This window comes from Scatolibacter rhodanostii, assembly GCF_900197595.1.
Lineage (GTDB): Bacteria > Bacillota > Clostridia > Oscillospirales > Acutalibacteraceae > Scatolibacter > Scatolibacter rhodanostii.
Map to the genome: position 1 here is coordinate 275611 of NZ_FZLO01000003.1, position 26936 is coordinate 302546.

Annotated in this window: 23 protein-coding genes; 20 read left to right on the plus strand and 3 right to left on the minus strand. The window is 39.3% G+C overall.

Annotated features, from left to right (window positions below; all coding sequences use genetic code 11):
• Window positions 1–210: 210 nt before the first annotated feature.
• The 3 genes from CS931_RS08730 to CS931_RS08740 form a co-directional block, all read right to left on the minus strand.
• Entirely contained in the window at window positions 211–2172 is a 1962-nt protein-coding gene (locus tag CS931_RS08730) for an AraC family transcriptional regulator (protein ID WP_099205385.1), read from the minus strand.
• Window positions 2173–2315: 143 nt separating this feature from the next.
• Window positions 2316–3260: a hypothetical protein gene (locus CS931_RS08735; RefSeq protein ID WP_099205386.1), complete on the minus strand. Its 945-nt coding sequence runs from the start codon at window positions 3258–3260 to the stop codon at window positions 2316–2318.
• Between the two features lie 74 nt (window positions 3261–3334).
• Window positions 3335–3727, minus strand: a complete 393-nt coding sequence (locus CS931_RS08740) for a MerR family transcriptional regulator (protein ID WP_099205387.1) — start codon at window positions 3725–3727, stop codon at window positions 3335–3337.
• Between the two features lie 115 nt (window positions 3728–3842).
• Here CS931_RS08740 and CS931_RS08745 point away from each other — a divergent pair, with 115 nt between their 5' ends.
• The 20 genes from CS931_RS08745 to CS931_RS08840 all read left to right on the plus strand — a co-directional run bounded on the left by CS931_RS08745 (window position 3843) and on the right by CS931_RS08840 (window position 26923).
• Window positions 3843–4694, plus strand: a complete 852-nt coding sequence (locus tag CS931_RS08745; RefSeq protein WP_099205388.1) for an aldo/keto reductase — start codon at window positions 3843–3845, stop codon at window positions 4692–4694.
• Window positions 4695–5138: 444 nt separating this feature from the next.
• Window positions 5139–7157, plus strand: coding sequence for a sensor histidine kinase (locus tag CS931_RS08750; protein WP_099205389.1), 2019 nt, complete (start codon window positions 5139–5141; stop codon window positions 7155–7157).
• Entirely contained in the window at window positions 7132–7809 is a 678-nt protein-coding gene (locus CS931_RS08755; RefSeq protein ID WP_099205390.1) for a response regulator transcription factor, read from the plus strand. Before CS931_RS08750 ends, CS931_RS08755 begins: the two co-directional genes overlap by 26 nt.
• Window positions 7810–7977: 168 nt before the next feature.
• Window positions 7978–11973 carry an OmpL47-type beta-barrel domain-containing protein gene (locus CS931_RS08760; protein ID WP_159459781.1) on the plus strand — a complete coding sequence of 1332 codons (3996 nt, stop codon included), beginning with the start codon at window positions 7978–7980 and terminating at the stop codon, window positions 11971–11973.
• Window positions 11974–12377: 404 nt separating this feature from the next.
• On the plus strand, window positions 12378–12971 hold the full coding sequence (locus CS931_RS08765) for a lactate utilization protein (RefSeq protein ID WP_099205392.1): 594 nt from the start codon (window positions 12378–12380) through the stop codon (window positions 12969–12971).
• Window positions 12972–13008: 37 nt separating this feature from the next.
• A complete protein-coding gene (locus CS931_RS08770) occupies window positions 13009–13590 on the plus strand; it encodes a hypothetical protein (RefSeq protein WP_099205393.1) in 582 nt (193 codons plus the stop codon).
• Between the two features lie 99 nt (window positions 13591–13689).
• The gene (locus tag CS931_RS08775; protein WP_099205394.1) at window positions 13690–14520 is read left to right on the plus strand and encodes a CorA family divalent cation transporter; all 831 of its coding nucleotides are present in this window, start codon (window positions 13690–13692) and stop codon (window positions 14518–14520) included.
• 262 nt (window positions 14521–14782) lie between these two features.
• A complete protein-coding gene (locus CS931_RS08780; protein ID WP_099205395.1) occupies window positions 14783–15364 on the plus strand; it encodes a hypothetical protein in 582 nt (193 codons plus the stop codon).
• A 435-nt stretch (window positions 15365–15799) separates the two neighbouring features.
• Complete coding sequence (locus tag CS931_RS08790) at window positions 15800–16015, plus strand: hypothetical protein (protein ID WP_099205397.1); 216 nt, start codon at window positions 15800–15802, stop codon at window positions 16013–16015.
• A 3-nt stretch (window positions 16016–16018) separates the two neighbouring features.
• Entirely contained in the window at window positions 16019–16432 is a 414-nt protein-coding gene (locus CS931_RS12955) for a HipA domain-containing protein (protein ID WP_242964953.1), read from the plus strand.
• A gap of 163 nt (window positions 16433–16595) precedes the next feature.
• Window positions 16596–16925 (plus strand): HipA domain-containing protein, encoded by a 330-nt coding sequence (locus CS931_RS12960; RefSeq protein ID WP_242964954.1) that lies wholly within the window; start codon window positions 16596–16598, stop codon window positions 16923–16925.
• Between the two features lie 124 nt (window positions 16926–17049).
• Entirely contained in the window at window positions 17050–18036 is a 987-nt protein-coding gene (locus CS931_RS08800; protein ID WP_099205398.1) for a DUF3991 and TOPRIM domain-containing protein, read from the plus strand.
• Window positions 18037–18151: 115 nt separating this feature from the next.
• Window positions 18152–18919, plus strand: coding sequence for a Fic family protein (locus CS931_RS08805; protein ID WP_099205399.1), 768 nt, complete (start codon window positions 18152–18154; stop codon window positions 18917–18919).
• Window positions 18920–19010: 91 nt separating this feature from the next.
• Complete coding sequence (locus tag CS931_RS08810; RefSeq protein ID WP_099205400.1) at window positions 19011–19235, plus strand: hypothetical protein; 225 nt, start codon at window positions 19011–19013, stop codon at window positions 19233–19235.
• A 1-nt stretch (window position 19236) separates the two neighbouring features.
• Window positions 19237–19500: a DUF6103 family protein gene (locus tag CS931_RS08815; RefSeq protein ID WP_099205401.1), complete on the plus strand. Its 264-nt coding sequence runs from the start codon at window positions 19237–19239 to the stop codon at window positions 19498–19500.
• A gap of 155 nt (window positions 19501–19655) precedes the next feature.
• A complete protein-coding gene (locus CS931_RS08820; protein WP_099205402.1) occupies window positions 19656–20024 on the plus strand; it encodes a M23 family metallopeptidase in 369 nt (122 codons plus the stop codon).
• 212 nt (window positions 20025–20236) lie between these two features.
• Window positions 20237–21085 carry a creatininase family protein gene (locus CS931_RS08825; RefSeq protein ID WP_099205403.1) on the plus strand — a complete coding sequence of 283 codons (849 nt, stop codon included), beginning with the start codon at window positions 20237–20239 and terminating at the stop codon, window positions 21083–21085.
• Window positions 21086–21363: 278 nt separating this feature from the next.
• The gene (locus CS931_RS08830; protein WP_099205404.1) at window positions 21364–21873 is read left to right on the plus strand and encodes a helix-turn-helix domain-containing protein; all 510 of its coding nucleotides are present in this window, start codon (window positions 21364–21366) and stop codon (window positions 21871–21873) included.
• A 132-nt stretch (window positions 21874–22005) separates the two neighbouring features.
• Window positions 22006–22953, plus strand: coding sequence for a GNAT family N-acetyltransferase (locus CS931_RS08835; RefSeq protein ID WP_099205405.1), 948 nt, complete (start codon window positions 22006–22008; stop codon window positions 22951–22953).
• 307 nt (window positions 22954–23260) lie between these two features.
• Window positions 23261–26923 (plus strand): C39 family peptidase, encoded by a 3663-nt coding sequence (locus tag CS931_RS08840; RefSeq protein ID WP_159459782.1) that lies wholly within the window; start codon window positions 23261–23263, stop codon window positions 26921–26923.
• Window positions 26924–26936 lie beyond the last annotated feature (13 nt).

The following is a 26936-nucleotide window of genomic DNA, read 5'->3' on the forward strand; positions in this document are numbered from 1 at the left end:
TTTGTTTCTTTTCTTTGCAGCATTTTGTAAAAAGCAGATAAATTGACAGAATTCGCTGTCTTCCTATAGTTTGGTCAGACTAACTCAATTCTCCCATTATACAATAAGATATTCCCGTTTCCAATGACATAATCTCTCATGTAAGGTGGCGATTTCTATCTTTTGTTTATTACCTGCAACCCATTATTACCGCTGCTGTCAACCCAAAACTTATTTGGCTGCGCTTAATAATGATTCTGTTATGTAATTAAGCTGTGCCGTAGCTGAAAGAATATCCGGATAATAACTTAACCCAAATTCAATTTCAATCACACGGTTGTTTATGACAGCAGGGAGCGAATTCCAAATAGCATCTTCAGATAAATCAGCCATACCCTCATAGGTATTACGAATAATAAAATCACCGCTATATTGTGCCAGCACCTCAAATGATACTTGTTCTCCACCAGAATCTTTATCAATAATATTGGTTTTTACACCTTCCGGTGCTGCTATTCCTAACTCTTTATAGACGATAGAACCTGTGCCATATTGGTTGCCCTTAACAGACATTTTAGCATCTGCTCCGCCTTCAAAGACAGATATGGTATACTGATCAAAGCCTGCTTGCAGCAGCTTGGTCTTTGCTTCTTCTAAACCACTGGCATAGTCACTCAGCAGCTTGGCGGCCTCTTCTTGTCTATTTAAAACATCGCCCATAAAAGTGATTCTTTCACTTTGCGTCATAGTATCATAAGGAATCAAAATTGTGGGTGCTATTTTATTATATTTCTCAACATTCTCGTCGCCAATTACAAGAATCAAATCTGGATCAAGCTTCATGACGCTTTCTTCTTCCCACTCGGGAAACCAGCCTAAACTGACCGAATCAGCCACTAAATCAGAGAATGCCGCGCCGTCATATACATCTGAAACGCCTACCGGTGTAATGCCAAGAGCCACTACATCACCCATTAGATATTGTACCACAACGCGCTGCGGATTGACGGGCACTTCAACCTCTCCTGTGGAGGTGCTCACAACTCTTGTTCCTGTTTGTTCTATGTCACTCTCGGTTTTTTCGGAAACTTGACTGCTTACCGACGAGGATGGCTGACTCGTTGCCTCTGATGTATTTGTAGCTGGTGCGCAAGCTGAAAGTAATAGCATAAAAGCCATTGCCGCCGCCATTATTGTCTTGCTTTTGAAATTTTTTAACATGAAGTTTGCTCCTTCTCCTTTGAGTTTGTCAATTCTAACTTGACTTTTCTCATTATAAGGGAAGCTTGGGAGCGTATCCATGATAAAATCGCTTAACTGATTTGGTGTTTTCGCTCTATAATTTTTAGGTGAAAGCCCAAAATTTTTCATGAACACCTTGCTAAAATTAAATTCATCAGAAAAACCACAAGCAGCTGCTACAGAACGAATTGAAAAATCTGTGTTTACCAACAATTTTTTTGCCTGCAATAGCCTTACATTCACTAAATACCCTTGCGGGCTTTCTCTAAATTGCTCTTTAAAGTTTCTGCGTAAATGGCTGTCACTGATATTTAAAGAGGCCGCTAATGTATGTATTGATAAAGCCTCATCATAGTGTTCTTCCATATAACGCTTGATGATGGCCGGTAAGTTCGGCTGCATTGTCTTGAATTTTCCTCTCTCAAGCTCTTTATGCACCTCATAAATGAATTGATAGAATGAGGATTTGGCATAAAATAACTCTAATGGCAGAGGATGTTTCCAAGCCTCATACATTTTTCGCATATGCTCAGCAAAAAACAAGGGATTTTCAGGGATAAACCCATACGGCTGTTGAAAAGGACTTATTAGCTCATGATGTTGCACATATTTTTTATGATAGGATAAAGTGTTTTTTCTATCATAAAAAATCATGTAATATTCAAGCCAATCTTTGCTAGGAAGAATGGATAGCTCTGCTCCTTTTTCCGCATGGAAAAGTCCAAATCTTTCTAACTGATAAGAATGATGATTGACTATCACTTCTCCCGATATTCCACTTGTATAAAGAAACATATTAGCAGGCAAGCGATAGCGAGACAGGCTTTCTTTAGAAAAAATTAGATTATGGCGGATGTCAATCAGAGACACAGAAGCAAGATTCCATTGCTTGATTGAATTAACAATATCTTCTTTGGAAAAGAACGTGTCTATTCCACGACTCGTATTCATACTTTGGCAGACCTTTCAAAAAATCCTAGCTTGAGTTAGAAAATGCTAACTCAAGCTAGGATAGTATAGCACAATAATAGCCTTTTGTACAGAAATATCTCACTCCAAAATTTTCAAAATCGATAGGCGTACTTATTCAGAATTTATGCCATTACTGCCTGAAAGATTTCTGAAAACATGGGATTGGAAATTTTGACAAAAGCTTGACCTGTAGGAGAATTGCCATACCCTACATACCCGTTTTCAAATAATCTAAGGTGTACGGAAGTACTATCTTTCATTTTAAAATACAGATGTGCTTGTTCCTGATGAATTTCATAGAGCGATTCTGGCTCTTGGCTCAAATCTTCAAAAGCAGAAGTATAGAGAATATCGACAAACTTAGCTATCGTTTCCTCTGACAAATCTATTGTTTTATAATTATTTCTTCCATTATCCCAATCGTCATGACTTTGCCCCAATACCTCCTGATAGTTATCTTTGAGGTGCAGCCGAGTGCCATATAAATCTTCTCCTGTTGTGAGCGTAATACCATTTATATTTTCATAAAGCCAGATATCGTTATCTGGGGTATTGGGTGACTGAATACAAATTCTGAACGAGGAGTCATAGCCATTGACAGTGTGTACCGCACCGGCCATATTAGACGCAAATTCTTGGCTATATTTGTCTTGCTTTGACCATTCGTCAATACTGTCTATTGTTTCTCCTAGATATTCGCCTATTAATGCTTGTTTGACTTCATTATCACCCGTCAGATATTCTGCTTGCAAGTAGACAGCGCCTTGATAGACAACTACTCCAATCATGTCGCTAGACAAATCGCCGTTACTTTCTGGTAGCTCCATTTTTTCCAGGTATACACCCTTTTCGGATTCTAATTTAGACTCTGTTTCTAGGGCAGCCACTTGACTACTCTCCACTTCACTTTTCTTTTCAGAAATATCAGAACATCCCATTAGTGTTATTAAACCAAGGCAGAGAATGAGCAGTGGTATAGCAAACCGATCACTCTCCCGCTTTGTTCTTCGGTGAAATACTTCAGATTCAAAATGGGTAGGTCGGTTTTTTGTCTTATTTTTCATCATAAAAACACTCCTTTACTATCACTCATTTCGCGGCAACACTACTTCCATATTCTATTAAATCCAATGTTTTTTACTTACTCTTTCGATGTTTTAGATTGTTTCTTATGCTCTTCGTATTGTTTTGTGAAATAACTAATTTTATGCGAAACTTGGTTAATATATTGGTTCATTTCTTGAATATGCTCTTCGACGGCTTGTTTATGGTCACACAGCATTTCGCACCTCGCTTTCAACGTCTCGGGTCCTTGTAAGCTCAGATTGACAAAATCTCGAATTTGCTTAATCGACATTCCTGTATTTTTCAAGCAGCAAATCAAGCCAATCCACTCCAAGTCTTCATCTGAATAATGACGAATGCCGCTTTCTGTCCTTTTTATATCTGGTATTAATCCTTCTTTTTCATAATAGCGTAGGACGTGTGGACTAAGATTTGTTTTTTCTGCCACTGCTTTAACCGTATATCCCATTATAAACTCCTCAAAATTTAAAATTGCTCTTGACTTAATGTTAACGTTAAGGTTTATACTTACTATAAACTAATTCTTGAGAGGATTCAAGAACTTTAAAAAGGAGGTATTACAAATGAAAAACCCAACCAATTTCTATACGTTATCAAATGGTGTGGAAATTCCTTCTATTGGCTTCGGAACGTGGCAAGCTCATAACGGCGAAGTCGCAATTTCTTCTGTTGTCAGCGCTATCGAAGCAGGCTATCGGCATATCGACACAGCACAACTCTATCGAAACGAAGAGAGTGTCGGCATTGCCGTGAAAAAAAGCGGCGTTGACCGCAAAGAGCTTTTTATTACTTCTAAATTAGAAAACAACGAACATGGCTATGAAAAAACACTTGCCGCTTTTGAAGGCACAATGAAAAAGCTAGATATGGATTATCTGGATTTGTTTTTAATTCATTGGCCAAACCCTATTGCCTCTCGTGACCAATGGCAAGAAGACAATGCCGGCACGTGGAAAGCTTTTGAGGAACTCTATCGAGCCAAACGCATTCGCGCTATTGGTATCAGTAATTTCCACCCACACCACATTGAAGAACTGTTAAAAACAGCCACCATCGTACCAATGGTCAATCAAATTCGATTATGCCCCGGTGAAACTCAAGATGAAATTGTAGATTATTGCCGTTCTAAAAATATGCTCCTAGAAGCCTATAGCCCTCTCGGAGTAGGCAAGATTTTTGAAGTGCCGGAAATGCAGGAACTGTCAAAAAAATATAATCGATCTATCGCACAGATTTGCATTCGCTGGAGCTTGCAGAGAGGCTATTTACCACTGCCTAAATCGGTTACGCCCGAGCGAATCAAAGAAAATCTCGATGTATTTGACTTTAATTTAGAAGATGCTGATGTGCAACTAATTTCTAATTTAAAAGGTTGTGTCGGTTATTCCGCTAATCCTGATACGATTACTTTTTAAAGGTAACTTAATTTTATATTATAATGCCGTTACTAAAGAGCCTCCAAAATCATAAACTTTTGGAGGCTCTTCTATTACTTGCTATCAGGCAAGATTCAGTATATGTGGTATAGTAAAATCAATCATAGCGTAATAGTTGCAAAGATGGGTTAATTCGTCTTCCCGGCTATATTTCGGCTATATTATGGTATGCAAGGATATTCCCCATTGAGTTCAGCAATTTGCGGTTGAGGAATTAATAGAACTATGATATATTTGTTATAATAATTATACCCATTGAATTTCATAAGCTAGCTTACAGTCCCCTACCCTTATTGCAATAAATTATTCAGTATCAATCTTAACCTTTATCCTAATATTTATCGAGCTGTTTCAAACAAATTGCAGACTATTTATATGATACAATAACAAAAATATGTGATTACACTAGGAGGAAGAGATGTCATGAAAAAGCATGCGACTGTAATCTGCGGTGTAATCTATCTTCTTACTGTTACGCTGATTTTTTCTGTTATCTCTATTTTGTGTAATGTGGAAACGGTGAAGGTTTCACCTACGCAAGACGGTATGGTTGACTTGACAAGAATAAATTTTAATCAGAGCGTGGTCGAAATTTCCACTGAAGCGGCACTAATCTATGATGGTGCATTTTACACACCAAAGGATTTTGCATCTGGAGATATCATCCCGCAAGGCACTCGAAAAGTAGACACAAGTTGGGTATTGGGGGATTTTGGTACGGTACGATTTGAACTGCTACTTCCACCTGATAGGGTGTATGCGATTTCGTCCAAAAGTGCAGCTTACGCTCAGCGTCTTTTCATTAACGGAGAGGAATACAATCCTGTTGGTGTAACCGGGAACAACCCTGCTTCTGTCACGCCGAAATCTACTCGTTACACCGAGGCTTTCGAGCCAAAGACTAATACTACTGAAATCATTCTGCACTATTCCAATTTTGTCCATCCCGACGGTGGCAGTTTATATGCCCCAAAACTTGGAACTCCTGACAACATCAGCCGAGTCGACCAACTCAAAACCTTTCAGGTAGTCATTGTTACCGGAGCTTTGTTCACCGCGATGTTGTTTTTCTTTGGCTTATTTTTGTTTTTTCCAAAAATCCGCTATCTGCTCTGGTTTTCTCTGGTTTGCGGTTGTATTGCACTACGTGGCCTGTTAACAGGTGATAAACTAGGGATGCTTCTTCTTCCAAGCCTAAGCTGGTACATGGATATTCGTTTGGAGTACCTATTGTCCTGTGGTCTGATTTTGTTCTCTGTTTTATATTTGAACGCCTTATTTCCCGGCATGGTCCATAGACAAATTACAAATGCATTCATTCTTTTTTGTGTTGGAAATGCAATCTTTTTCTCTCTCACCCCGCCTATCCTCTTTACCAGATTTGTATGGTTCAGTCTAGCCGTGAGTATTGCGTATTTTCTTTACGCTCTGATAAGAATTGTTACTGTTGTCATTCGTAAAAAGAACCCCACTATTCTATCCGCTTTTGAACAGATGCTGTTGCCTGGGGTTTGCATGTACCTGATTCTATCCGGATTTGAAATCTATGCTCACGAAAATGCACTTTATTTATGGGGGTTAGATTTCGCTCAGGTGGGTATGCTGATGTTCCTGTTCCTCAACATTTTAGCGCTGCTACTACAGTTTTCTCGAGCAAGGCAGGAGTTAGATGAAGCTCGTCAAAGTGAGCGGGAAATGGAGGAAACAAACCGGATGTTGGAGCGATTGGACAAACTCAAAACCGACTTTTTGTCCAACATTAGCCATGAAATGCGCACACCGCTTATGGTGATGAGCGGCTATGCTCAGCTCACGCAGTGGCAACTTAACGCCGGAACTACAAATGAAGAAACGCAAGAAAACTTGCACATCGTTTCTCAGGAAGCTCAACGGTTGGCGGAACTCGCCGCTGGATTGCTGCAGGTATCTTCAGAATCAGCCTGGGGTAAAAGCACTGTTAACTTACACACCATTTTTGAACGCGCTCATATTACCTGTTACCCTATTCTAAAAAAGAACAATAATCGGCTAGAAACCGTTCTTGAACAATCTCTGCCGTTAATGCAGGCCAACGAAAATATGCTGTTTCAGGTGCTGCTCAACCTAATCGTTAATGCCAACCGCCATACTCAAAATGGCGTAATTTGCCTTCGTGCCTATTTAGATAACAAAGGTCACATTGTCGTCACCGTAGAGGACAATGGCGAGGGAATCCAACCTAATCTGCTGCCTTATGTATTTGACCGACAAGTAAGCGGTGACGGCGGAAGCGGCCTTGGTCTTTCCATTTGCAAGGACGTTATAGAGGCTCATGGTGGTCAAATTTGTGCAGTAAATCAACCCAGCGGCGGAGCACAGGTGAGCTTTTCCCTACCGCTTAATCCGGAACAAAAGAAAAAAGGAGAGGAAACGAAGAATGAGCCAAAAAATCCTGTTACTTGAAGACAATCCGGATATTTTAAAAATCAACCGCTCTGTTCTAGAAATGCGTGGCTATCAAATACTAGAGGCAGTTTCTATTGAACAGGGTTGCGCACTGCTTGAGCAAGAAATCCCCGATTTACTTATTCTGGACATTCTGCTGCCAGACGGAAATGGATTAGACTTTTGTGAAGCCGTGAGAAAAAACAGCAATTTGCCTATTCTGTTTCTATCTGCTCTGGGTCAGAACCAAGATATTGTAAATGGTTTTTCCCGTGGTTGCGACGATTACCTGCCCAAGCCATATGATTTAGATGTACTGCTGGCAAGAGTGGATGCACTACTGCGCCGAGCTGGACAAAAACCTGATACTATCGTCGTCACAGGTTCCTTGATACTAGACACGGTATCTCAGCGAGCAACGGTGGCAAACGACGAGGACATCTTGCTGACACCCAAAGAGTTTGCAATCCTTTTGTATCTTGTACAAAAAGAAGGGTATGAGGTGCCGCCAGAGCAGTTGTATGAAGCAGCGTGGGGACAACCCATGGGTGAGGACGCAAACGCTGTACGGGTTGCCATTTCCCGCCTGCGAGAGAAGATTAAACCCAGCGAGTTTCAGATTGAAACTGAACGAGGCATAGGCTATCGTCTAAAAAAGTATCCTAAATAATAACCCTACCAACATTACAATTCTGAAATGTTGGCTACTTTTCTATTCTAAATCTGCTATACTAAAATCAATAACCCCCCCCTAAGAAAACTGGCTGGATCAGCAATGTTCCCAGACCAGTTTTGGTTTTTCCTAAAGAAATATTCATAAAAATGCGGAGGAATGAATATGAAAACATACCAAAAACCATCCAAGCTCATAGCGGCATTACTCTCATTAGTCATACTGCTGGGGACAACGCTGTACCTGCCAGAAACGCTAGTAGCAAGTGCAGCAAGCGATGCAATCAATTATCTTTTTGACATCGGAGAAAACAATGTGATCATTGATCGGGGAACGAATCCCGGCACGTTGATGGTTACATACAATGGGAACTATGTAGCTGATAATATTCCGACAGAGGAGAACATAACTATCGCAGGAACTGTCACTGCCTCGGCACAATCTTCAAATCATCAAATCATCATACAGGGCGGTGTGACGGCAGCTATTACGTTACAGAATCTTACTTTAGATCTCGCCCAATTTGAAAAAGCTGGTGCCTTTACAATCACAGGTGGATCAACAGTAAATCTTACCCTCAGTGGCGATAACACTCTCAAAAGTGGAAATCAATGCGCAGGGATACAAGTATCTAGTGGCAATACACTAAATATTATAGGAGACAAGGAGCAAACGCTTATCGTCACAGGAGGAGAATTGGCGGCAGGTATTGGCGGCGGAGGATCACCAGATACAGCTAATGCAGGAAACATTAGTATATTCGGAGGAAATATAACGGTGAAGGGCGGAAAGCAAGCAGCCGGTATTGGCGGCGGCGGTTTATTCTATAGCAGAGGCGGCGATGGTGGTCATATTAAGATTGCAGGGGGCATTGTTCATGCATCTGGCGGCACTATGGCCTCCAGCGGAGCCGGTATTGGTGGTGGAGTGGCTGCTGATGGCGGAATAATTGAAATTACAGGGGGTACCGTTCATGCTGTTGGCGGCACCGGTGGAGCTGGTATTGGCGGCGGAAGCAGTGATGGATGGGCTCGTTATGCCAGCGGTAACGGTGGTGTTATTACCATTAAAGGCGGCATCGTTACGGCGACTGGCGGTAATGCTGCTGGAATAGGCGGCGGCGGAGGAACAAGTGAGGTTGCCAAAAATGGAAATGGAGGCACTATTTCTATCAGTGGCGGCATGATTACCGCCACTGCCGGCGTTGGTGCCAGTATTGGCATGGGCAGATTAAATACGCAAGAGGGAACTTCTGTCACCATCACCGGAGGAAGTATCAATGTTACCAGTATAAATCCTCTGCCTACCGATGGCAGCGAGGCCGTCAGCCTAAACACACTAACAGTTGGCAATCCTGGTGTTGGAGATAGCGTAACCATTGCAGATATAAAACTTGACGGCACTCCCTCCGATTATGGACTTACGGACACGACCACGGTCAATGGGAGCAAACTATATCTCTGGCTTCCTCAAAACAGCAGCCCAACCGCCTCTGTTTCACTGAATGCGGGTGGTAAGTTCTACACAAACACATGGGCAAGAATAGGAGCGACAGAAACACAAACGCTTTTGCGGAACGAGGATATCCAATCCCCCTTGATTAGCAGGAATCCCATAAGTGCCAGCTATGTCTATAAGGCTGGTGCAGAGCCTCTTGTGGTAGCAGCTGCCTTCTTAAGCCCTGGCAGTGGACCTGCCAATGGAGATGTGCTCTCTTATCAGTGGTACAAAAACAGTACAAACAGCAACAGCGGCGGACAAGAAATAAGCGGAGCAACCGGTGCAACCTATACTCCGTCTACAGACACTTTAGGCACTTTTTATTACTACTGTGTCGTAACAAATACCAATAGGAGCATTGCCGGTCTGCAGACTGCCCAGACGATCAGCAGTGTGGCGGCAATCACAGTAGACAAGGGAACTCCGGATTACGCAGTGCCAACAGACTTGACAGCTGTCTACGGCGACACACTTGCAAGCGTAGCACTGCCCACAGGATTTACGTGGGAAAATACCGGAACCGTGGGTAACGCAGGTACTCAAGTTCACAAAGCAACGTTTACTCCAGTTGATACAACAAATTATAATATTGTGAGCGGCATTGATGTGAATGTAACGGTAAATCCAAAAGTTATTACTGTCACGCCAGATTCCGGCAAGTGGAAATATTTTGGTCAATCTGATCCTGAGCTGAGCTTCAGTTTTAGTACAATAGGCTATGTGGCGGGAGAGACTCCGTTTTTCACAGGCAGGGTGGCACGTGCAGATGGCGAGACTGTGGACTCCTATGCCATCGAGCAGAACAACCTTACCCTTGCCGACAACGGTGCGTTCTTAGCCGGCAACTATACCCTTTCCTTCACATCAGGCGTGACCTTTGAAATCCGCTCATACCAACCGACTGCTACGGCTGTATTATCAGCCACAGAGAGCTATAACGGTTGGAGTGCAGGAAGCATCACTCTTACAGCCCCAAATGGTTTTGAAATCAGCAGTTCACAGGGAGGCCCATGGACAGCTTCCATTCCGGTAAACAGTGACGAGGGTTCCGACAAGATGGCCACCTACTATTTAAAAAATGTGGGTGAAGGACTTGAAAAGGATGCAATATCAGAAGTAAAAATGATGACATACAAGGTAGACCAAACTCCGCCTGTCATTACAAACATCACGTTCGAGAAAATCAATGATGGTGCCTTTGCCAGATTTATAAACTTCATTACATTTAATGCGTTCTTCAAAGAGGGATTCGTCACCACTATCAAAGCTGAAGATGCTTTGTCCGGCGTGGCATCTATTTCTTACAGTATAAACGGCGAAGATTACACCACAATCTCCACCGATACCGACAGCATTAGCTTTACGGTCAATACCGATTCGAAAGGAACTATCACAGCTTATGCCTCCGACAAAGTAGGAAATGATTCAGCTATTTTAGAATCAGGAGGTGTAATCAATGAAGCCAATGAGTCTGAAATCGCTGCAACGAACGAATCTGATTTTTCTGGCTGGTTAAATGAGAATAACGACTTAGCAATTGCAGTGGAGGATACAGATTCAGGTATCTACAAAATCACCTATAGTATAAATGATGCCGATACTGTCACTGTGTTTGAGGTAGATGACACGGTGCTCTCTCCCCTCACCACAGAGCAAACCTTTGCTATTTCAATCACCGCTGAAGGGCAATATAACGCGGTTATTACCGTAGAGGATAATTCTGGAAATATTGCGAATAAAATTATACCAATCAAGATGGATAAAACTGCACCCACAATTACACTTTCAGGAGGCGATGTCCAGTGGGTGGTGGTTGGCAGAGACTTTGTCACCCCTAACGCATTAGTGGTCGATAATCTATCCGACGTAAGTGGTGATATCATAGTCAATAACACTGTCGATACCTCAAAAATCGGAATCTACATTGTCTCGTACACCGTCGCAGATAATGCCGCAAACTCTGCTACGGCTATCTTGACTGTCAATGTGATTGAGGCCGACAAGGATTCTCTGAGAGAATATATTGATACTGTTCAGCAAATGTTTGATGATATAAAACCTGAAAACGTCGGACAGGGGAACGAACAATATCCGCAGAACGTAGTGGATGAACTACAAACCGCCATAGCAGACGCTGAAACAATTTACAGTGCTGAAAATTCTACCGAGGGTGAGATTGCACAAGCAATTGAGGAGTTGCAAACCGCTGTCGGCAAATTTGAGGACAGCAAAATTAAAGTAGATTTTTCTGCGCTAGACACTGCGATTGCAAAAGCTGAAAACATGAACAAAGACAATTATACGGACGATAGTTGGAACGCTCTGCAAACAGCATTAACGGCAAGCAAGAGTATCCGTGCACAGACGAATCTCACCCAGAGCGAGGCTAACTCGGCGGCGGATTCGATATTAACAGCTATAGATGAACTAAAAGAAAAACCCCCTGTCCCCACACCTACACCAACGCCCGCCCTTACTCCAACTCCAACTTCTACTCCAACTTCTACTCCAATCCCTACAGCTACCCCTTCTTCTCCAGTCAATAACCCTCAAACCGGAGACAGAAGTAATATCTTGACCATCCTCGCGGTTATGGTCGTATCATTCGTCGCAGTGTTATTACTGCTAATAGGTAAAAAACGCAGAAAAACCACCAAATAGACCCGATAAATTTTCAAAACAATATAAACCTTCCAATAAAAGTGCCAATCGGATACAAAACCGACTGGCACTTTTCATCTATAACGATTGCAATAACTGGCCTAGTCAACCTAGTCTTCTCTACTACGCACACACTGCAGAAAAGTTTTTTGACAAAGATTGGAGACAGATGCTTAATAAAAAATGATTGAGCCAACTTGCTTTACTATGGAATAGTTGAATTCCTCTATTATTTTGCTATAATAAACTTAATAGTAAAAGGCTAGGTGGCGCAAAAAAGCATGATAAGAGAATAAACTCAAAATTTTGTGCTTTATGACGGTTAGCAAACAACACCCTGCCGCGCTTCAATATGATCAACAATTATAATAAGAGTAATAGTAGTAAAGTAGGAGATTACATTTATGGAATATATGCAGATCAGGCAAAACTTTGAACGGCACGGATTTGGAACGCAGCTTTTTTCAACTAAGGAAGAAGCTTGCTGCTATCTGACCGATATTTTACAAAATCAGTCCATTGGATTTGGTGGAAGTGAAACGTTAAGAGAAATAGGGCTATTTGAAGCTTTGCAACAGAAAAATGCTGTCATCTGGCACAATAAAGTTCCTGGCATGGCAGTACGAAAGCTTGCAAATTGTGCGAACACTTATATCACTAGTGCAAATGCAATAACAGAAACAGGAGAGATTGTGAATATAGATGGAACCGGAAATCGTGTTGCCATGACTGCCTTTGGTCCCCAATCCTGCTACTACATTATAGGACGAAATAAAATAACAACTGATATCAGCGCAGCCTACTCGCGGTGTAAAAATATAGCGGCTCCGTTAAATGCTAGACGGCTAGGTGTCAAAACTCCCTGTGCCGTCAAAGGCGACAAATGCTATAATTGTAACAGCCCTGAGCGAATCTGTCGTATCATTTCAGTTATTGAGCGAGCGCCACTAGGCATGAAGTGTGAAATTATCTTTGTCGATCAAGATTTAGGTTTTTAATCTAAATTATTCAGCTTATAAAGAGAGATAATAAAAAATGGAAAAAGCAAGGGAATATTTATTTGACAAGACAAGGCCTGTAGGGGCGTATAGTTCTGTTCATTATGATAAAAGCACGCGATTTGATAAAGCAAAAGAGCAGGCAAATTTAATTACCTGTAGCACACAAAAAATTATTGATTACACAAATGAGTTCTTGCAATTACTCGGGATGCAGCCTGTCCTTTCCCCAAAAGTTGAGAGGCAACTTTTCAATACAGATTTATACACGGCTATCAAAGATTTGAATGGTCTTAAGGATAAGCGTGATATTGTTTGGATGAAATTTACAACAGATGGTTTTTTAGGAGCTGTTGCCACTAGCGATGACATTAACTTTCAGATGCCCAATGACTTATCAGACTATAACAAAAAAACGGCTGAGGATAAATGGAGATACAATACCTCCGGGATAATCATTCATCATTTAAAGAAGAAGTGGGATGAAAGTTTTGCGTTAGTGTTTCCGCTGCAAAATATTCCCACCGGTTTAAAAAGAGGAGATATCGAAAGAGGAATTGGAAATTATCTAATAAAAAACAAGGTTCCCATTCTAGACTTCTTTTCGCATAGATATTAGTTGAGTCTGCAAATTCAGATTATATCTATGTTTTGTGAATTCATTCTGTCATTACCAGTGTGCTTAAATTTTGGTACACTATAAGGGAGAACATTTCAGATGATTAAAGTATATGCAACAGATCATGATACGAATGTGAAGGAATATATAAGTGATGAGATGTATGCGCGGCAAAAATCTAGCCGACATTTTTGTGTACCCGTTCATCATAACGCCTACTTTCTAGCCTTTTATTGGTGTGATATTAGAAACACACAAAATATTGATGAACGTGTTTCCATTTTTTGCGGAGAAAAAGATATCTTATTTCTGACAAAAAGCCTAACCTGTCAAGCACTCGCAAATTCTTTATGTAGAGAAGAGCCTACCTTTCATATTCTCTATAAATTTTTAAGTGAGCTGACAGCCCAAGATATTGATATCTTGCAACGTTTGGAATTTGACATTAACGAATTTGAAGACGGAATTATAACGGCCAAAAAACCTATTAAGAAAGCCAGCACACGTATCATCTTGTTTCGCCGCTCATTATTGAAAATGAAGCGCTATTATGAGCAACTATCTTATGTGATAGACATTCTTACTGACAATGAAAACGGAGCTATACCTGAAACATTGTTAAAGCAATTACTTTCTTTAGGCCGTCGTATAGACCGACTGACCGAATCGATAGAACATTTACGTGAATATGTTACACAGGTAAGAGAGGCTTACCAATCTCAAATAGATATTGAGCAGAATCAGATCATGAAAATATTCACCGTACTTACAGCTATTTTTCTTCCGTTAACTTTAATTGTCGGTTGGTATGGAATGAATTTTAACATACCTGAATATGGATGGCGTTTTGGGTACTTATATGTTACGGTTTTAAGCATCACCGTTTGCATTATATTGTTCTTCCTCTTTAAGAAAAAGAAATGGTTTTAAGTTTTGCGTCGTAACGTAGTGATAGTGGTAGCCTTATGCTTTAAATGAGGTAAATCCCCTTCAAAACCACATACTTTTCCCTACTTCTAGCCCATGGATACTTTTAAATCCGACACTAATAACTAGGGATGGCAATTACTATATTGGCCCGTTGTGTCATACGGTAAAGTTGGACATAAAAAATATACTGCAGGATATATACATAATGCGAAAGTAAACAAAGAGAGTCCCGTATCCATCAATTTGTTGTTGGGAGGAAATAATGTCACGCAATAAATGCCCTCATTGCCATCGAAAAATCAGTTTTTTTAGAAAATTAGTATTAATGGACGGTCATCATGGACACCCATGCCCCCATTGCCAACAAAAAATGATTTTGAAAAATTCCGGTTATAAATCTGACACACTTATTATGTTTTTAATGGCTTTATCTGCTATTATAATAAGCCAAACTGAAGTAGTTTTCCTTTTTCCAATTGTTGTTCTTTTACTTGAGCTTGCTAACTTATGTTTCCTAAAAATAATCCCATATATGGCAGATGAAGGCATATCTCATAACAAATGTCCTCACTGTCAAGGCAAGATTTCTTATTTGAGAAAAACACTATTGATGCATATCTATTATGGTCATAAATGCCCTCACTGCCAACAAAAAATTAAATTAAGAGCTCCAGATGACAAAACTGGACTTCTTGTATTTTTAATAGTTGTTTCATTAGTTGAATTTCTTGGCTATGATGTGTTTCTTCGATATTTGCCTATCCCTCTTTTACTCTTGGTTCTTATCTTAGGAAATTTCACAAAAATCATTCCCTATACTTATGATAGCGACGAAGAACTTTAACGCAAAATAGATGATTTAACCAAAGCACAGCCTCTTTTCTAGTTTATAATAAATTTTCAAATCGTTTTGCTTGAAAGCTAGGCGGTTATAGATGCGATCTTCTTTGGAAATGCTGAACCAAAAGAAAAAAAACTTAAAGTAATTAAGGTAAAACCTGAACTTACACAAAAGTATTTCTCTGATAGAAGTCAAGAAGAAATCGACACTATTATGGAAAAAGCTTTGGCTTTGTATTTTGGAGGTCAGCATGAAAATTAGAAATGTAAAGATTTGTTTGAGTGAGGATATTGATTCCCCTATAAAAGCTACTGCAGATATTTATATCAAAGACGGTTTTAGGCTTTATGATGTGAGGATTGTAGCGAATCTCAACCATGGTATTGAGAACTTTGTTATAATGAAGATAATAAATTTTACAGGAAAAGAGGGGGATTTATGGACGAAAAAAAGAAAAAAATGGAGCGTTCTCTGCCAAGGTTTTTGAAAGATGATATAGAAGCTTTGTTAAAAGGAATCGAAAATAATTCCTCTGTTTTAGATTGCCTATATAATGAAGTACAGGGTTCTATTAACTTGGCTTTCTATGGGAATGAAATAACCAAAGAACAAGCAGACTATCTGCGTGAAGAATATTTAGGTTGGGAGGTGTGAAAAATGAGTGTGGATTTTACAAATTGCCAGGTAAATAAGTTTAAATTATTTGGCGGAGCAAACGGGAATAAAATCAGCATTAACTATCAAGGGCAAGATTATATGCTGAAATTTCCTCCAAAAGCCAAACCCAGGGCTGTTACAAGTTATATCAATAGTTGCATAAGTGAGCATATTGCTTGTCAAATTTTCAAAAGCCTTGGTATGGACACACAAGAAACTATTTTGGGCACATATAAGGATAAGATTGTAGTGGCTTGCAAAGATTTTACTGGCGGAGGATTTGAACTCAAGGAGTTTGCTCAACTCAAGAATGCCATCATTGTTAGTGAACAGAACAGAATGGCTATGGAACTGAGCTTTCTGATATTCTTAATACCATTCAGAAACAGCAGATTCTATCACCGATTGAGCTAGAGAATTTCTTCTGGAATATGTTTATCGGAGATGCTCTGCTGGGGAACTTTGATCGGCATAATGGTAATTGGGGATTCCTTATTAACCAAAAGTTAGGAATCGTGAAGCCGCTCCCGTATTTGATTGTGGTTCGTGTCTATATCCTCAAATTGAAGAAAACCGCATGAAAATGGTTTTAAATGATAGAAAAGAAATTGACGAGAGGATATATGTTTATCCAACTTCAGCAATTAAGCATAAGGGGAAGAAAATAAACTATGCTGATTTTTTGCAGGAAAATGAAAATCAAGCTTGCTTAGGAGCTCTGAAAAATGTTGGAAGTAAAATAAATTTTGCTCAAATCAATTCTATTATTGATACCACTCCTTATCTATCTGACACCCACAAATTATTCCTTAAGACCATAATGAAAGAACGAAAAGCAAAGATAATTGATAAAACCTTTAGAGCTGAATTTTTCAAAGCTAAACATGAATCCTGTCAGTTTTCATGAAAAGCCAAAGAGAACTGACTATGAAAGATAGGATGTAAAAATTGTTTTGAAAACCGTTTGTATGAGATATTCACTCATACAAACGACTTTTCCATATCTAAATTAAAATAAAGGAGGTAAAAAAATGGGAAATGGATATATCCCTGAAGAGCAGATAGAAGAAGCTCGGCAAATGGATTTACTTAGCTATCTTCGAAACTACGAACCGCAGGAGCTGAAACACTTGTCAGGAAATACGTATTGTCTGCGTTCACATGACAGCTTAAAAATCTCTGGAAAGGGTTTGTGGAACTGGTTTTCACAAGGGGTAGGTGGAAGAAACGCTTTGGATTTTCTCATGAAAGTGAGAGGCTTAACCTTTCGCCAAGCCGTTGAACAAATTACAGACAGAACGGCTGCTATCCCCCCTGTGTATCATTATGCTGAGGTAGAAGAAGTAAAAAAAGAATTAGATTTACCGGAAAAGAACAGCAATTCCAAACGTGTGTTTGCGTACCTCATGAGCAGAGGAATTGACAAAGAAGTGATTTCCTATTGTATGAAGCAAGGGCTAGTATATGAATGTAAGAATCATCACAATGCTGTTTTTGTGGGAAAAGATTTATCCGGTACACCGAAATATGCAGCCAAAAGAGGAACAGCCACTGGTTCGAACTTCAAGGTCGATGCTGTAGGAAGTGATAAGAAATATTCGTTTTCCATGCCTGCGGTAAAACCAAATGAAGTGCTGCATTTATTTGAAGCAGCCATTGACGTGATGTCTTATGCAACACTTCTCCATATGAAAGGTAAAGATTTTAAGCAGTACAATTTACTCTCTCTGGCAGGTGTTTATGCTCCCAAAAAAGGAGATGATTCGCCTAAACTGCCTGTAGGCTTAGAACGATTTCTAAAAGATTATCCTCACATCAAGCAGCTGAACCTACACATTGATAATGATGAAGTGAGGCGTGCTGCCAGTCTTACTATTAAGAAAATTGTGCAAGGTCAGTATACTTGTGGTATCTTTTCTCCCACCGGAGATTGCAAAGACATAAATGATTATCTTGTTTCTATTAAAAGAGAAAAGGGACTTTTAAAGACACCTGAAAAACAAACAGTTTCACGGTAATATTCTTGTTAGACAATCTAAATTATGTGGTATAATAGAATCCAACAAGTTAGATTCATTGAAAAAATAGTTTTATGCGTATTAGTTTTTTGGTAAGCTGAAAGAGGTGTTTTTGATGAGTGAATATGAAAAAATCGTAAAGCTCTGGCAATCCTATAATTTAAATGACCCGCACGGCCTTGACCGATATTTAAGTAGTTTTCGTGTCCTCTTTGCCTACAATTCAGGTAGAATTGAAAACGAAGAGATTACGTATCATGATACGAGAGAAATCTTTGAGAACGGTAAAGTGAGTGGTTATACAGGTAACACGAAAGCACTTTTTGAACAAGAAAATCAAAAACTGTGCTATGAATATCTCAAGAAAAAGATTGTAGACAAAGAGCCAATAACCGTTGATTTAATCCAAGAAATTCATAGAATTTTGACCAGTGGCACTTATGATGAACGTCGATATATTGAAAATGGTGAACGTCCCGGTGAATTTAAAAAGCATGACTATGTAACAGGTATTCATGAAGTCGGCTCTTTTCCTGAAGATGTAGAAGCTGATTTGCAAGACTTGTTAGAAGAAATGAATGAATATTCGAATAAGGATGTGTTAAAGGTTGCTGCCTATTTTCATGCAAGGTTTGAATATATTCACCCGTTTGCCGATGGTAACGGACGTGTTGGCCGTACATTACTAAACTATTTTTTGATGACACATAGTCATCCTCCTATCATCATTTATGATGAGGACAAGAATGGGTATTATAAAGCACTTGAGCATTATGACCAAGATGAAGATTTGATTTCCATGCATAGTTTCTTGAAAAATCAGGCAGAAAAAACATGGGCAAAAACGTTAGAGCGGCAGGAAAGGCGAAATAAGGAACGATAAAAATAAATAGGTATAAATCTGAACCGTTCATTATTTAATGAGCGGTTTTTGTTTTTTCTGCGCTATTATGAATCAAAAAGGATGTGGCTGTATGGCTGATACTGAAGAAAATAGTTCCAGTACAAATGAGGCAGAGTATATCCGCACTATGAAAAAGTTAGGACTGGTTTCTCTTCTTCTGTTAGGTTTAGATGTCTTACAACTAATTTTTAAACCAATAACAACAAGTACAATCCTGTTTATCATAATCGAATGGCTACTTGTTATTTGTGGGTTTATTTATTGTCATCGATTTTATAAAGGGAGGAGAAAATAATATGGCCAGTAAATCAAATGGGAAACTGAATTTAAGCTTTCCTGATGAAAAAATGAAAGTTTTAGAGTTCTGTTTGACAGAAAAAGGGAAAGATTTAGATGAACTATTGACAGAATTCTTAGACGGATTGTATCGAAAAAATGTCCCTGTTATCATGAGAAAGTATATAGAACCGGACAAGAAAAAAGAGGATAAAGAAAATGAAAACCCATCAGGAAGAAAAGAAATTTCAAACGAAAACGCTTCGGTTTCTGGACCTTATTAATCCTTTTTCCTAGATCAAAATCAAAAATACTTGTTCAATAAAATATGATTTAGGAATTGGAAAGGGGATATTAGGGGGACTCCCCTAACAAGTGTGTTTGTCATGTGTCATGACAAACGCGATGCTTGCGAAGGTAATGTAAAACTGCTAGTGAAATGGCTGCAGATTACCATTTTAACGAGGAACAAAACAACTTACTAAAAGAGCTTCTATCTGACAATAACGCAAGTATGTGGAAAGAATTATTGTATGGCTTTGGTTTATCTCCCAATATCGGCAAAGATGGCTTTGCATGGCCGCTGCCCTCTGAGCACGGTACAGATTGGATTACCAGTGCCTTTGGAGGTCGGTGGAATCCGATCACAGGTGCATGGGAAGATGCTCACGGCGCTATCGACATTGGCGCACCGGGTGGTACACCGATTATGGCTTCTGCAGATGAAACAGTCGTCATTTCCAGATGGTCAGATTCCTACGGTAATTGGGTAATGATTGAGCATGATGATAAACTCAAAACAACGTAATCCTATAAATTCTATAAAAATTTAAAAAATGTACCCATTAAGCATTCAATCTATATATCTGTTGAGGATTCAAATAAACTGTGCTATTATTTGTTATACTAGCTATTTACTTTATGGCATTAAATAAGGAACTGGTGATTATAGCAATTAGATAAAGTTCTAATACGCTGATATTATTCATACTATGCATACATGATAGGAGATGGAGTACCATGAATTATTCTATATTTTCAGACACAATAGCTGATATGAATTGGTTGGAAATTGAGGAGAAAGGCAAAGAAAAAGTACCTGTTCTATTTCCCTTGGGCGTTATTGAGGAGCATGGACCACATTTGCCATTAGGAACAGATATTTATTGGAGTTACGCCATATGCAAAATGATAAAAGATGCGTTAAATGAGAAAAGAACAGATTGTTTAATTGCACCACCATATTATTGGGGAATTAATCATTGTACAGGTTCATTTCCGGGAACATTTTCTGTCAAACCAGAGACTATGACAATGGTATTAATCGACATATTTGAAAATTTACATCAGTTTGGCTTTAATCAGGTGTACTGTATAAATTATCATGGAGATGCCTTACATATTAAGACCATACTCGATTCAATAAAGTCGGCAAATGAAAAATTCAACATGAATATCCGCTTATTAATGGAACCATATGATTTATATCCATTAGGATTGTCTGGTAAAGAGGATTACATTTTGTTAGATAGTGCGGAGTATCCACCGGAACTTTTTGTTGAGGATGATGCAGATAAAAAAGATTTGTTTGACATCCATGCAGGTGCCTTTGAAACAGCAGCAATGGATTATTTTTATCCCCTTGCTGTTCGTAAAGAAATTATTAAACCGTTGAAATCTTATTCATTGACAAAAAACGGTCTCTCTGTATGGCTTTCTGGTGGAGAAAATGTAAAAAGTGTTGCACCACTTGGATATGCTGGAAACCCAGCGGGATACGAAAGAAACAGTTCGACTGTTGAACTCGTTTTTAAAACACTGGTAGATTACTGTGCAAATAAAATTATAGAATATAACTCTCAAAAATGAGCATTACACGAACTTGGGTGTCAATCATAATCTTCGTCTAATGTTTATAATGGACAAGCTAATCATAGCAAATTAAGGGAAGCTCGATAAATTGAATTTTGTTTTTTACTTGGATAAATAGATGATACCGAGAACAATCTACAGACCTTAGCTCTTCCCCCACCAACATATCTAATAGCTTACCATGACTATAAAACATGAATGTTAATTTACGTTGCTTGCAGCAATGGACAGTACTTCATACAATTATGGTAACAACTTAAAGGTGGTTATCTATCATGTTAAATGAAAACATAAAGGCAATTAGAAAATCAAGAGGGCTTTCGCAAGAAGAACTTGCTATCAAGCTGAATGTGGTTCGGCAAACCATTTCCAAATGGGAACAAGGATTATCTGTCCCCGATTCTGATATGCTGATTTCCCTATCAGAATCACTTGAAATACCGGTAAGCACTCTGCTTGGAGAAACTGTGATAGAGCCGAAAGTGAATGATTTGAAAGCGATTTCTGAAAAATTAGAAATTATTAATTTACAACTTGCACAAAGGAAAACTGCGAGAAGGAAAATGCTTCATTGGCTATTTATCTCATTGTGTACAGTTATAGTAATGATTTTTGCGTTCCTAATAGTATTAAATAGTCCTTACTTAGGTTGGGATTATCATGACCCTGAAACCGCTGTTGTCGGAGTAACTTTTCACGCATTTGAATGGCTGTTTTTCAGATTAGCACCGATTATCTTGATTGGAGCAATTACTGGAATTTGCTTGACACGAAAAAAAGAATAAACTGCCCTACTTTTTTGAGAATAGTTCAGATTTCAAAGTTTTCATTTATCAAGCTGCATAGTTTGTTTATTCGCTACGAAGAACAAATTACACAATATAAATATTATAAGTGTTTTACTGGAGTGGATTTATATGAATATTACAAATGATTCAGCTAAATATTTCGATGATGTTTTCAATATGGCATATGAAAAATACTCTGTTGAGCTTACGCATCACACATTTCTTCCAAGAAAATCAAAATCAGACTTTTATAATTTTTTTAAGCCTAATTTTGAAGCAGCAAAATGTATAGTAGCAACCGAAGATGATATTTGTAAAGGTTTTATTCTATATTCAATAAAAAATATTAATGACGAACTCAGGTGTGATATTCCTGTGTGGGGATACGGTTCAAATAAGGATAAGTCTGAAAAGATTATAAACTATTTATTTATATATTTAGCCGAACAAATTGTAACAGGTATAAAAATAGATTTTTCTGTCCATTTATACGCACATGATTATGAAACACAAAAACTTTTTTCATATATGCAATTTGGTGTTATATGTGAAAAAGCTGTACGTTGTATTAAAAAAATTGAACACAATAGTACTGTTACCGTCAGAAAAATATTAAAAGATGAGTTAATGATAAGATGGAATGATATATGGGAATTATTGAAACAGTTGCTTGACCATTTGAAAAAGAGCCCCGTTTTTTATCCTTGTAACGAGTTTACTGAAAGTGTTTACATGGATTTTTTGACTGATGATAATACTCTGGTATACATTGCAGAAGATAAAAATAAAATAATCGGAATTATTGAAGCCAATCAGGATAATCTTGGTTTGATATTTGCTGAATCAACTTCTGTAAATGTAGGGGAAGCGTTTGTAATACCGGAGTATAGAGGCTTATTAATAGCACAAGCATTACTGAGTTGTTTAGAAAATGATTTGCTTGCTCGTTACATACAATATGACTGGGTAGAACATGGAACAGCAAACCCAAATGCGAGAGGTTTTTGGAATAAATATTTTGAAACAATAGAGTATGAATTTATTCGAAGCATAGATTGTCAGAGCTCTACATTATGAACAAACTCAGCATCTCTAAAATTCTCCGAGCTACTCATTATGTCTATAATCAATCACTTGCACAATCACAATAAAGATGAGAAATATCATCAAGACCTGAGTTTTCACTCAGGTCTTTTACTTTGCCTTCATATAAAAAGAAATCAGGTATAAAGAGGAAACATAGTTCCTCTTTTCAGAAAAGTTGCTCTTTAGAGGGCAACTTTTTTATGTTTTAGAGGGATAAGTGAAGAGAGCTCCTTCATAGATGAGCAAACAGTATATTCTGCCTGTTCATTTAATCAAAATTATATATCAGGAGGTTAATATGAGTAAATCGGTTACTGATGTTTACAAAAATGCTCAATTGTCCTATTTGAACGGTGGTTCATGGAAAAGTTTCAATAATATCACTCGTAATGCTATGGATGGTATTAAGATTCAGACAAAGTCCAGTGAATACTATTTGATGTACAGAACTTGGAACCAAGGTAAGACAGACTACTATCCTTATGTATCCAGTAAAGAAGATGACTATGCCGGAGCTTCCGGAAAACCTATTCAGCAAATTCAGATTCAGGCCTATCGCAAAGACGGAACAAAACTGAGTTCCGGTATTGTGGTGATGTATCGGGCTTATGTTGATAATAGTTGGCTGCCATGGGTTAGTAATGCCGACCCAGAATGGATGTACAGTGTATCAAAGGAATATGCATTGGGTGGGTCATTGGATACCGCCTCTTCTTATGCAGGTAAGCCCGGTAAAAATATTCAGGGAATTCAGATTTTGGTATTTGAAGCCGGCTCTCTGGGCAATTTCACAGGGGGAGAAAACACGACTTCTGCCCTGAGCTATATGTTGGATGATGGCTCAAAGTGGTATGGATTTGACCGTGCAGCGGTCGCTTCACACATTGACGGTATCAAGATTCAGACTGCTGCTAACAAAGATTATTATTTGACCTATCAAACTTGGAATGAAGGAAAGACAGCATTCTATCCAGTTGTAACAAGCAGAGAAAATGACTATGCTGGTTCTCCCGGTAAGCCGATTCAAAAAATCACCATCAGTGCTTTCAAGAATGACGGCACAAAGCTGACGTCGGGTGTCATTGTCATGTACAGAGTGCGAGTGGAAGACAGATGGCTGCCATGGGTCAGTAATGCCGACCCCGAGTGGATGCAGAATATGAAGAGCAAATACAGCTTGGACGGTTCACTCGACACCAGTTCCGGTTATGCCGGAATCGATGGCAAAAATATTCAAGGTGTTGAAATCCGAATCTTAGAAGAAGATTCTTCTAACGCAGGAGGCGGCAGCTTTACCGGCGGTGAAACGGGTGCAGGTCTTAGCTGCATGACAGATGGCAGTTCCGCATGGAAAAGCTTTACCGGCAGCATAACGGCTTCTCACATTGACGGTGTCAAAATGCAGACTGGTTCTGACAAAGCTTACTATCTCGCTTATGAAACTTGGAACGAAGGGCAGTCCTACTACTACCCCACGGTAACCAGCAAAGAAAATGATTATGCGGGTTCTGTCGGAAAGCCGATTCAGCGACTGAGCATTCGTGCGTATGCCAACGACGGCACAAAACTGACTACAGGTATTGTGGTTCTCTACCGTGTTCGTGTAGAAAACAGATGGCTGCCTTGGGTGAGTAATGCTGACCCTGAATGGATGGACAGCGTAAAAAGCAAGTACAATTTGGATGGCGAACTGGATTACTCTTCTGCCTATGCCGGCATTGGTGGCAAGAACATCAACGGTGTCGAAATCCGAGTATTTGACGGCAAGACAACGGCTTCTTCTATAGGAGGTCTGGCGGGTAACGAAGTTTCCGCTCCATTGAGCTATCTGAATGGTTCTACTTGGAAAGAATTTACCGGCATGGTTCTCTCCAAAATGGACGGCATTAAAATTCAAACAACAGGGAAACCGTATTACCTGCAATATCGAACATGGAATTCTGGAAAATCAGGCTATTATCCTTTTGTCACCAGTACAGAAAATGATTATGCAGGTTCCCCGGGCAAGCCTGTTCAACTGCTGAACATTCAAGTCTACAAAACCGATGGAACGAAGCTGACAAGCGGTGTGGTTGTCATGTATCGAACCTATACAGACGGAAGATGGCTGCCGTGGGTGAGTAATGCCGACCCTGAGTGGATGCAGACTGTGCAGACCAAATACAAATTGGACGGTGCCCTTGACACGCAAAGCTATTATGCAGGAATTGACGGCAAAGACATTAGCGGTGTCGAAATCCGAATCTTTGAAGAAAATCAGATGTATACGGGCGAGCCAACTCCTACAGGAAAATACAAACTCATTTCAGCTCCGTTTATTTCACAAATTCCATCCTATCCGACAGGCTGTGAAAGTGTCAGTACAGTGATGGCCTTGAAATATGCGGGAATCAATATTTCAGTCGATAAATTCATTGATTCGTATCTGTACAAAACGTCCCTTCCGTTTGACCCCAATGTTTCGTTCGGTGGTAATCCGAGATCAGATTCTTCTTACGGCTGTTATGCTCCTGTTATCAAAAAGGCGTTGGACAAAGCATTGACAGGAACATCACACTACGCTAAAACAGTGAGCGGATTGTCCATGCAAAATCTATGCTCGCAGTATATCGACAAAGGGATTCCTGTCATCATATGGGCGACCATGGGCATGAGAGCACATTACATCAGCGCAGCATGGACATATGGCGGAAAGACCATCCGCTGGGTTGCACCGGAACATTGTCTGCTGTTAGTAGGCTATGATGACAACCATTATATTTTCAACGACCCACTGCGAAACTCTCCCAGAACTTACTACACAAAAACTGCTGTGGAAGAGGCCTATCAGGGATTGTCTCGTCAGGCCATTGTGGTAATGGGAAATAGTAGTACACCTAATGTGCCCGTAACCAATGTTACACTGAACAAAACATCTGCTAATTTAGTAATGGGAGAAGAAATTACATTGTCAGCCAATGTTGTTCCTTCAAATGCCACTAATAAAGTCTTGACATGGTATTCCAGTGATAGTAGTATAGTAGATGTAAATTCGGTTGGCAAAATAGTGGCTACAAAAGCCGGTACAGCTACCATAACTGTGACCATTGAGGGTAAAAGTGCCTCTTGCAAAATCTCTGTCAGTTCGTTATGTGGAGGTAGCAACTATAGGAATGTCAATCATCATGACATGGAAATTAATCAATCGGATGGATATTATCACTGCAAAAAATGCGGTTATAAAGTAAAATCTCCGGCATTGCAGGATAAATCTGTTTTAAATAAAAGTGATTATCTGACTGTTGCTGCACTGTATCATGAGTATTTGGTACAAGTGGAACCGTCACCTCGTAGAGCGGAATCTATTTTATATGCCATCGATGAAATTCGAAGTCTCCCTGAAAATAGTACTAAATATGAATATCAGGGTGCTGGAGGCAAATATCAAAAAGAGTATACTGCTGCTAATGACGCTAATTTCATTGTTAATGTTTCACAGGGAGATTGTGTGGCAGAATGGAATGTAATGAATATTTTATATCCTATCATATCTTTTTTAGCACCTCCTCCATATTCATATATGCTTTCTATTGTCGGTGATTTATTGGCACAGGAACATCCCGGTGCCACTGATGTGTCGGGTACTGAAATCCTTATGACATATGGCAATAGCTTATTAGGCGATCTTACTCCCAAAAGTGAAAAATATCTAAAAATAAAGAAAATTAGCGCTGCCGTGGACATTCTCTTTTCAATTAAAACTCTGTTTGAAGGTCCTACTTGTACGGAAAATGATTACACGGTAAATTTGACTATTTTATCGGAAGATTTGGACGAAAACTACTCTGTTCGATATCATTTTGCGGCTGGAGTTGAATCTTTAAGCAGAGGGAATGTTTATGATGGATTTCCCGGACACAGTAATCTAAAGCGTTTTGCCTATAATGACGAAGTAAACAAAAGAGAGTATGATATAAGTTAAATTAATGTTGGGA

What these genes read in the sequence shown, in the direction of transcription:
- CS931_RS08730 (WP_099205385.1), bottom strand. Translation starts at nt 2,172, where the DNA reads ATGAATACGAGTCGTGGAATAGACACGTTCTTTTCCAAAGAAGATATT.
- CS931_RS08735 (WP_099205386.1), bottom strand. Translation starts at nt 3,260, where the DNA reads ATGATGAAAAATAAGACAAAAAACCGACCTACCCATTTTGAATCTGAA.
- CS931_RS08740 (WP_099205387.1), bottom strand. Translation starts at nt 3,727, where the DNA reads ATGGGATATACGGTTAAAGCAGTGGCAGAAAAAACAAATCTTAGTCCA.
- CS931_RS08745 (WP_099205388.1), top strand. Translation starts at nt 3,843, where the DNA reads ATGAAAAACCCAACCAATTTCTATACGTTATCAAATGGTGTGGAAATT.
- CS931_RS08750 (WP_099205389.1), top strand. Translation starts at nt 5,139, where the DNA reads ATGAAAAAGCATGCGACTGTAATCTGCGGTGTAATCTATCTTCTTACT.
- CS931_RS08755 (WP_099205390.1), top strand. Translation starts at nt 7,132, where the DNA reads ATGAGCCAAAAAATCCTGTTACTTGAAGACAATCCGGATATTTTAAAA.
- CS931_RS08760 (WP_159459781.1), top strand. Translation starts at nt 7,978, where the DNA reads ATGAAAACATACCAAAAACCATCCAAGCTCATAGCGGCATTACTCTCA.
- CS931_RS08765 (WP_099205392.1), top strand. Translation starts at nt 12,378, where the DNA reads ATGGAATATATGCAGATCAGGCAAAACTTTGAACGGCACGGATTTGGA.
- CS931_RS08770 (WP_099205393.1), top strand. Translation starts at nt 13,009, where the DNA reads ATGGAAAAAGCAAGGGAATATTTATTTGACAAGACAAGGCCTGTAGGG.
- CS931_RS08775 (WP_099205394.1), top strand. Translation starts at nt 13,690, where the DNA reads ATGATTAAAGTATATGCAACAGATCATGATACGAATGTGAAGGAATAT.
- CS931_RS08780 (WP_099205395.1), top strand. Translation starts at nt 14,783, where the DNA reads ATGTCACGCAATAAATGCCCTCATTGCCATCGAAAAATCAGTTTTTTT.
- CS931_RS08790 (WP_099205397.1), top strand. Translation starts at nt 15,800, where the DNA reads ATGGACGAAAAAAAGAAAAAAATGGAGCGTTCTCTGCCAAGGTTTTTG.
- CS931_RS12955 (WP_242964953.1), top strand. Translation starts at nt 16,019, where the DNA reads ATGAGTGTGGATTTTACAAATTGCCAGGTAAATAAGTTTAAATTATTT.
- CS931_RS12960 (WP_242964954.1), top strand. Translation starts at nt 16,596, where the DNA reads ATGAAAATGGTTTTAAATGATAGAAAAGAAATTGACGAGAGGATATAT.
- CS931_RS08800 (WP_099205398.1), top strand. Translation starts at nt 17,050, where the DNA reads ATGGGAAATGGATATATCCCTGAAGAGCAGATAGAAGAAGCTCGGCAA.
- CS931_RS08805 (WP_099205399.1), top strand. Translation starts at nt 18,152, where the DNA reads ATGAGTGAATATGAAAAAATCGTAAAGCTCTGGCAATCCTATAATTTA.
- CS931_RS08810 (WP_099205400.1), top strand. Translation starts at nt 19,011, where the DNA reads ATGGCTGATACTGAAGAAAATAGTTCCAGTACAAATGAGGCAGAGTAT.
- CS931_RS08815 (WP_099205401.1), top strand. Translation starts at nt 19,237, where the DNA reads ATGGCCAGTAAATCAAATGGGAAACTGAATTTAAGCTTTCCTGATGAA.
- CS931_RS08820 (WP_099205402.1), top strand. Translation starts at nt 19,656, where the DNA reads ATGGCTGCAGATTACCATTTTAACGAGGAACAAAACAACTTACTAAAA.
- CS931_RS08825 (WP_099205403.1), top strand. Translation starts at nt 20,237, where the DNA reads ATGAATTATTCTATATTTTCAGACACAATAGCTGATATGAATTGGTTG.
- CS931_RS08830 (WP_099205404.1), top strand. Translation starts at nt 21,364, where the DNA reads ATGTTAAATGAAAACATAAAGGCAATTAGAAAATCAAGAGGGCTTTCG.
- CS931_RS08835 (WP_099205405.1), top strand. Translation starts at nt 22,006, where the DNA reads ATGAATATTACAAATGATTCAGCTAAATATTTCGATGATGTTTTCAAT.
- CS931_RS08840 (WP_159459782.1), top strand. Translation starts at nt 23,261, where the DNA reads ATGAGTAAATCGGTTACTGATGTTTACAAAAATGCTCAATTGTCCTAT.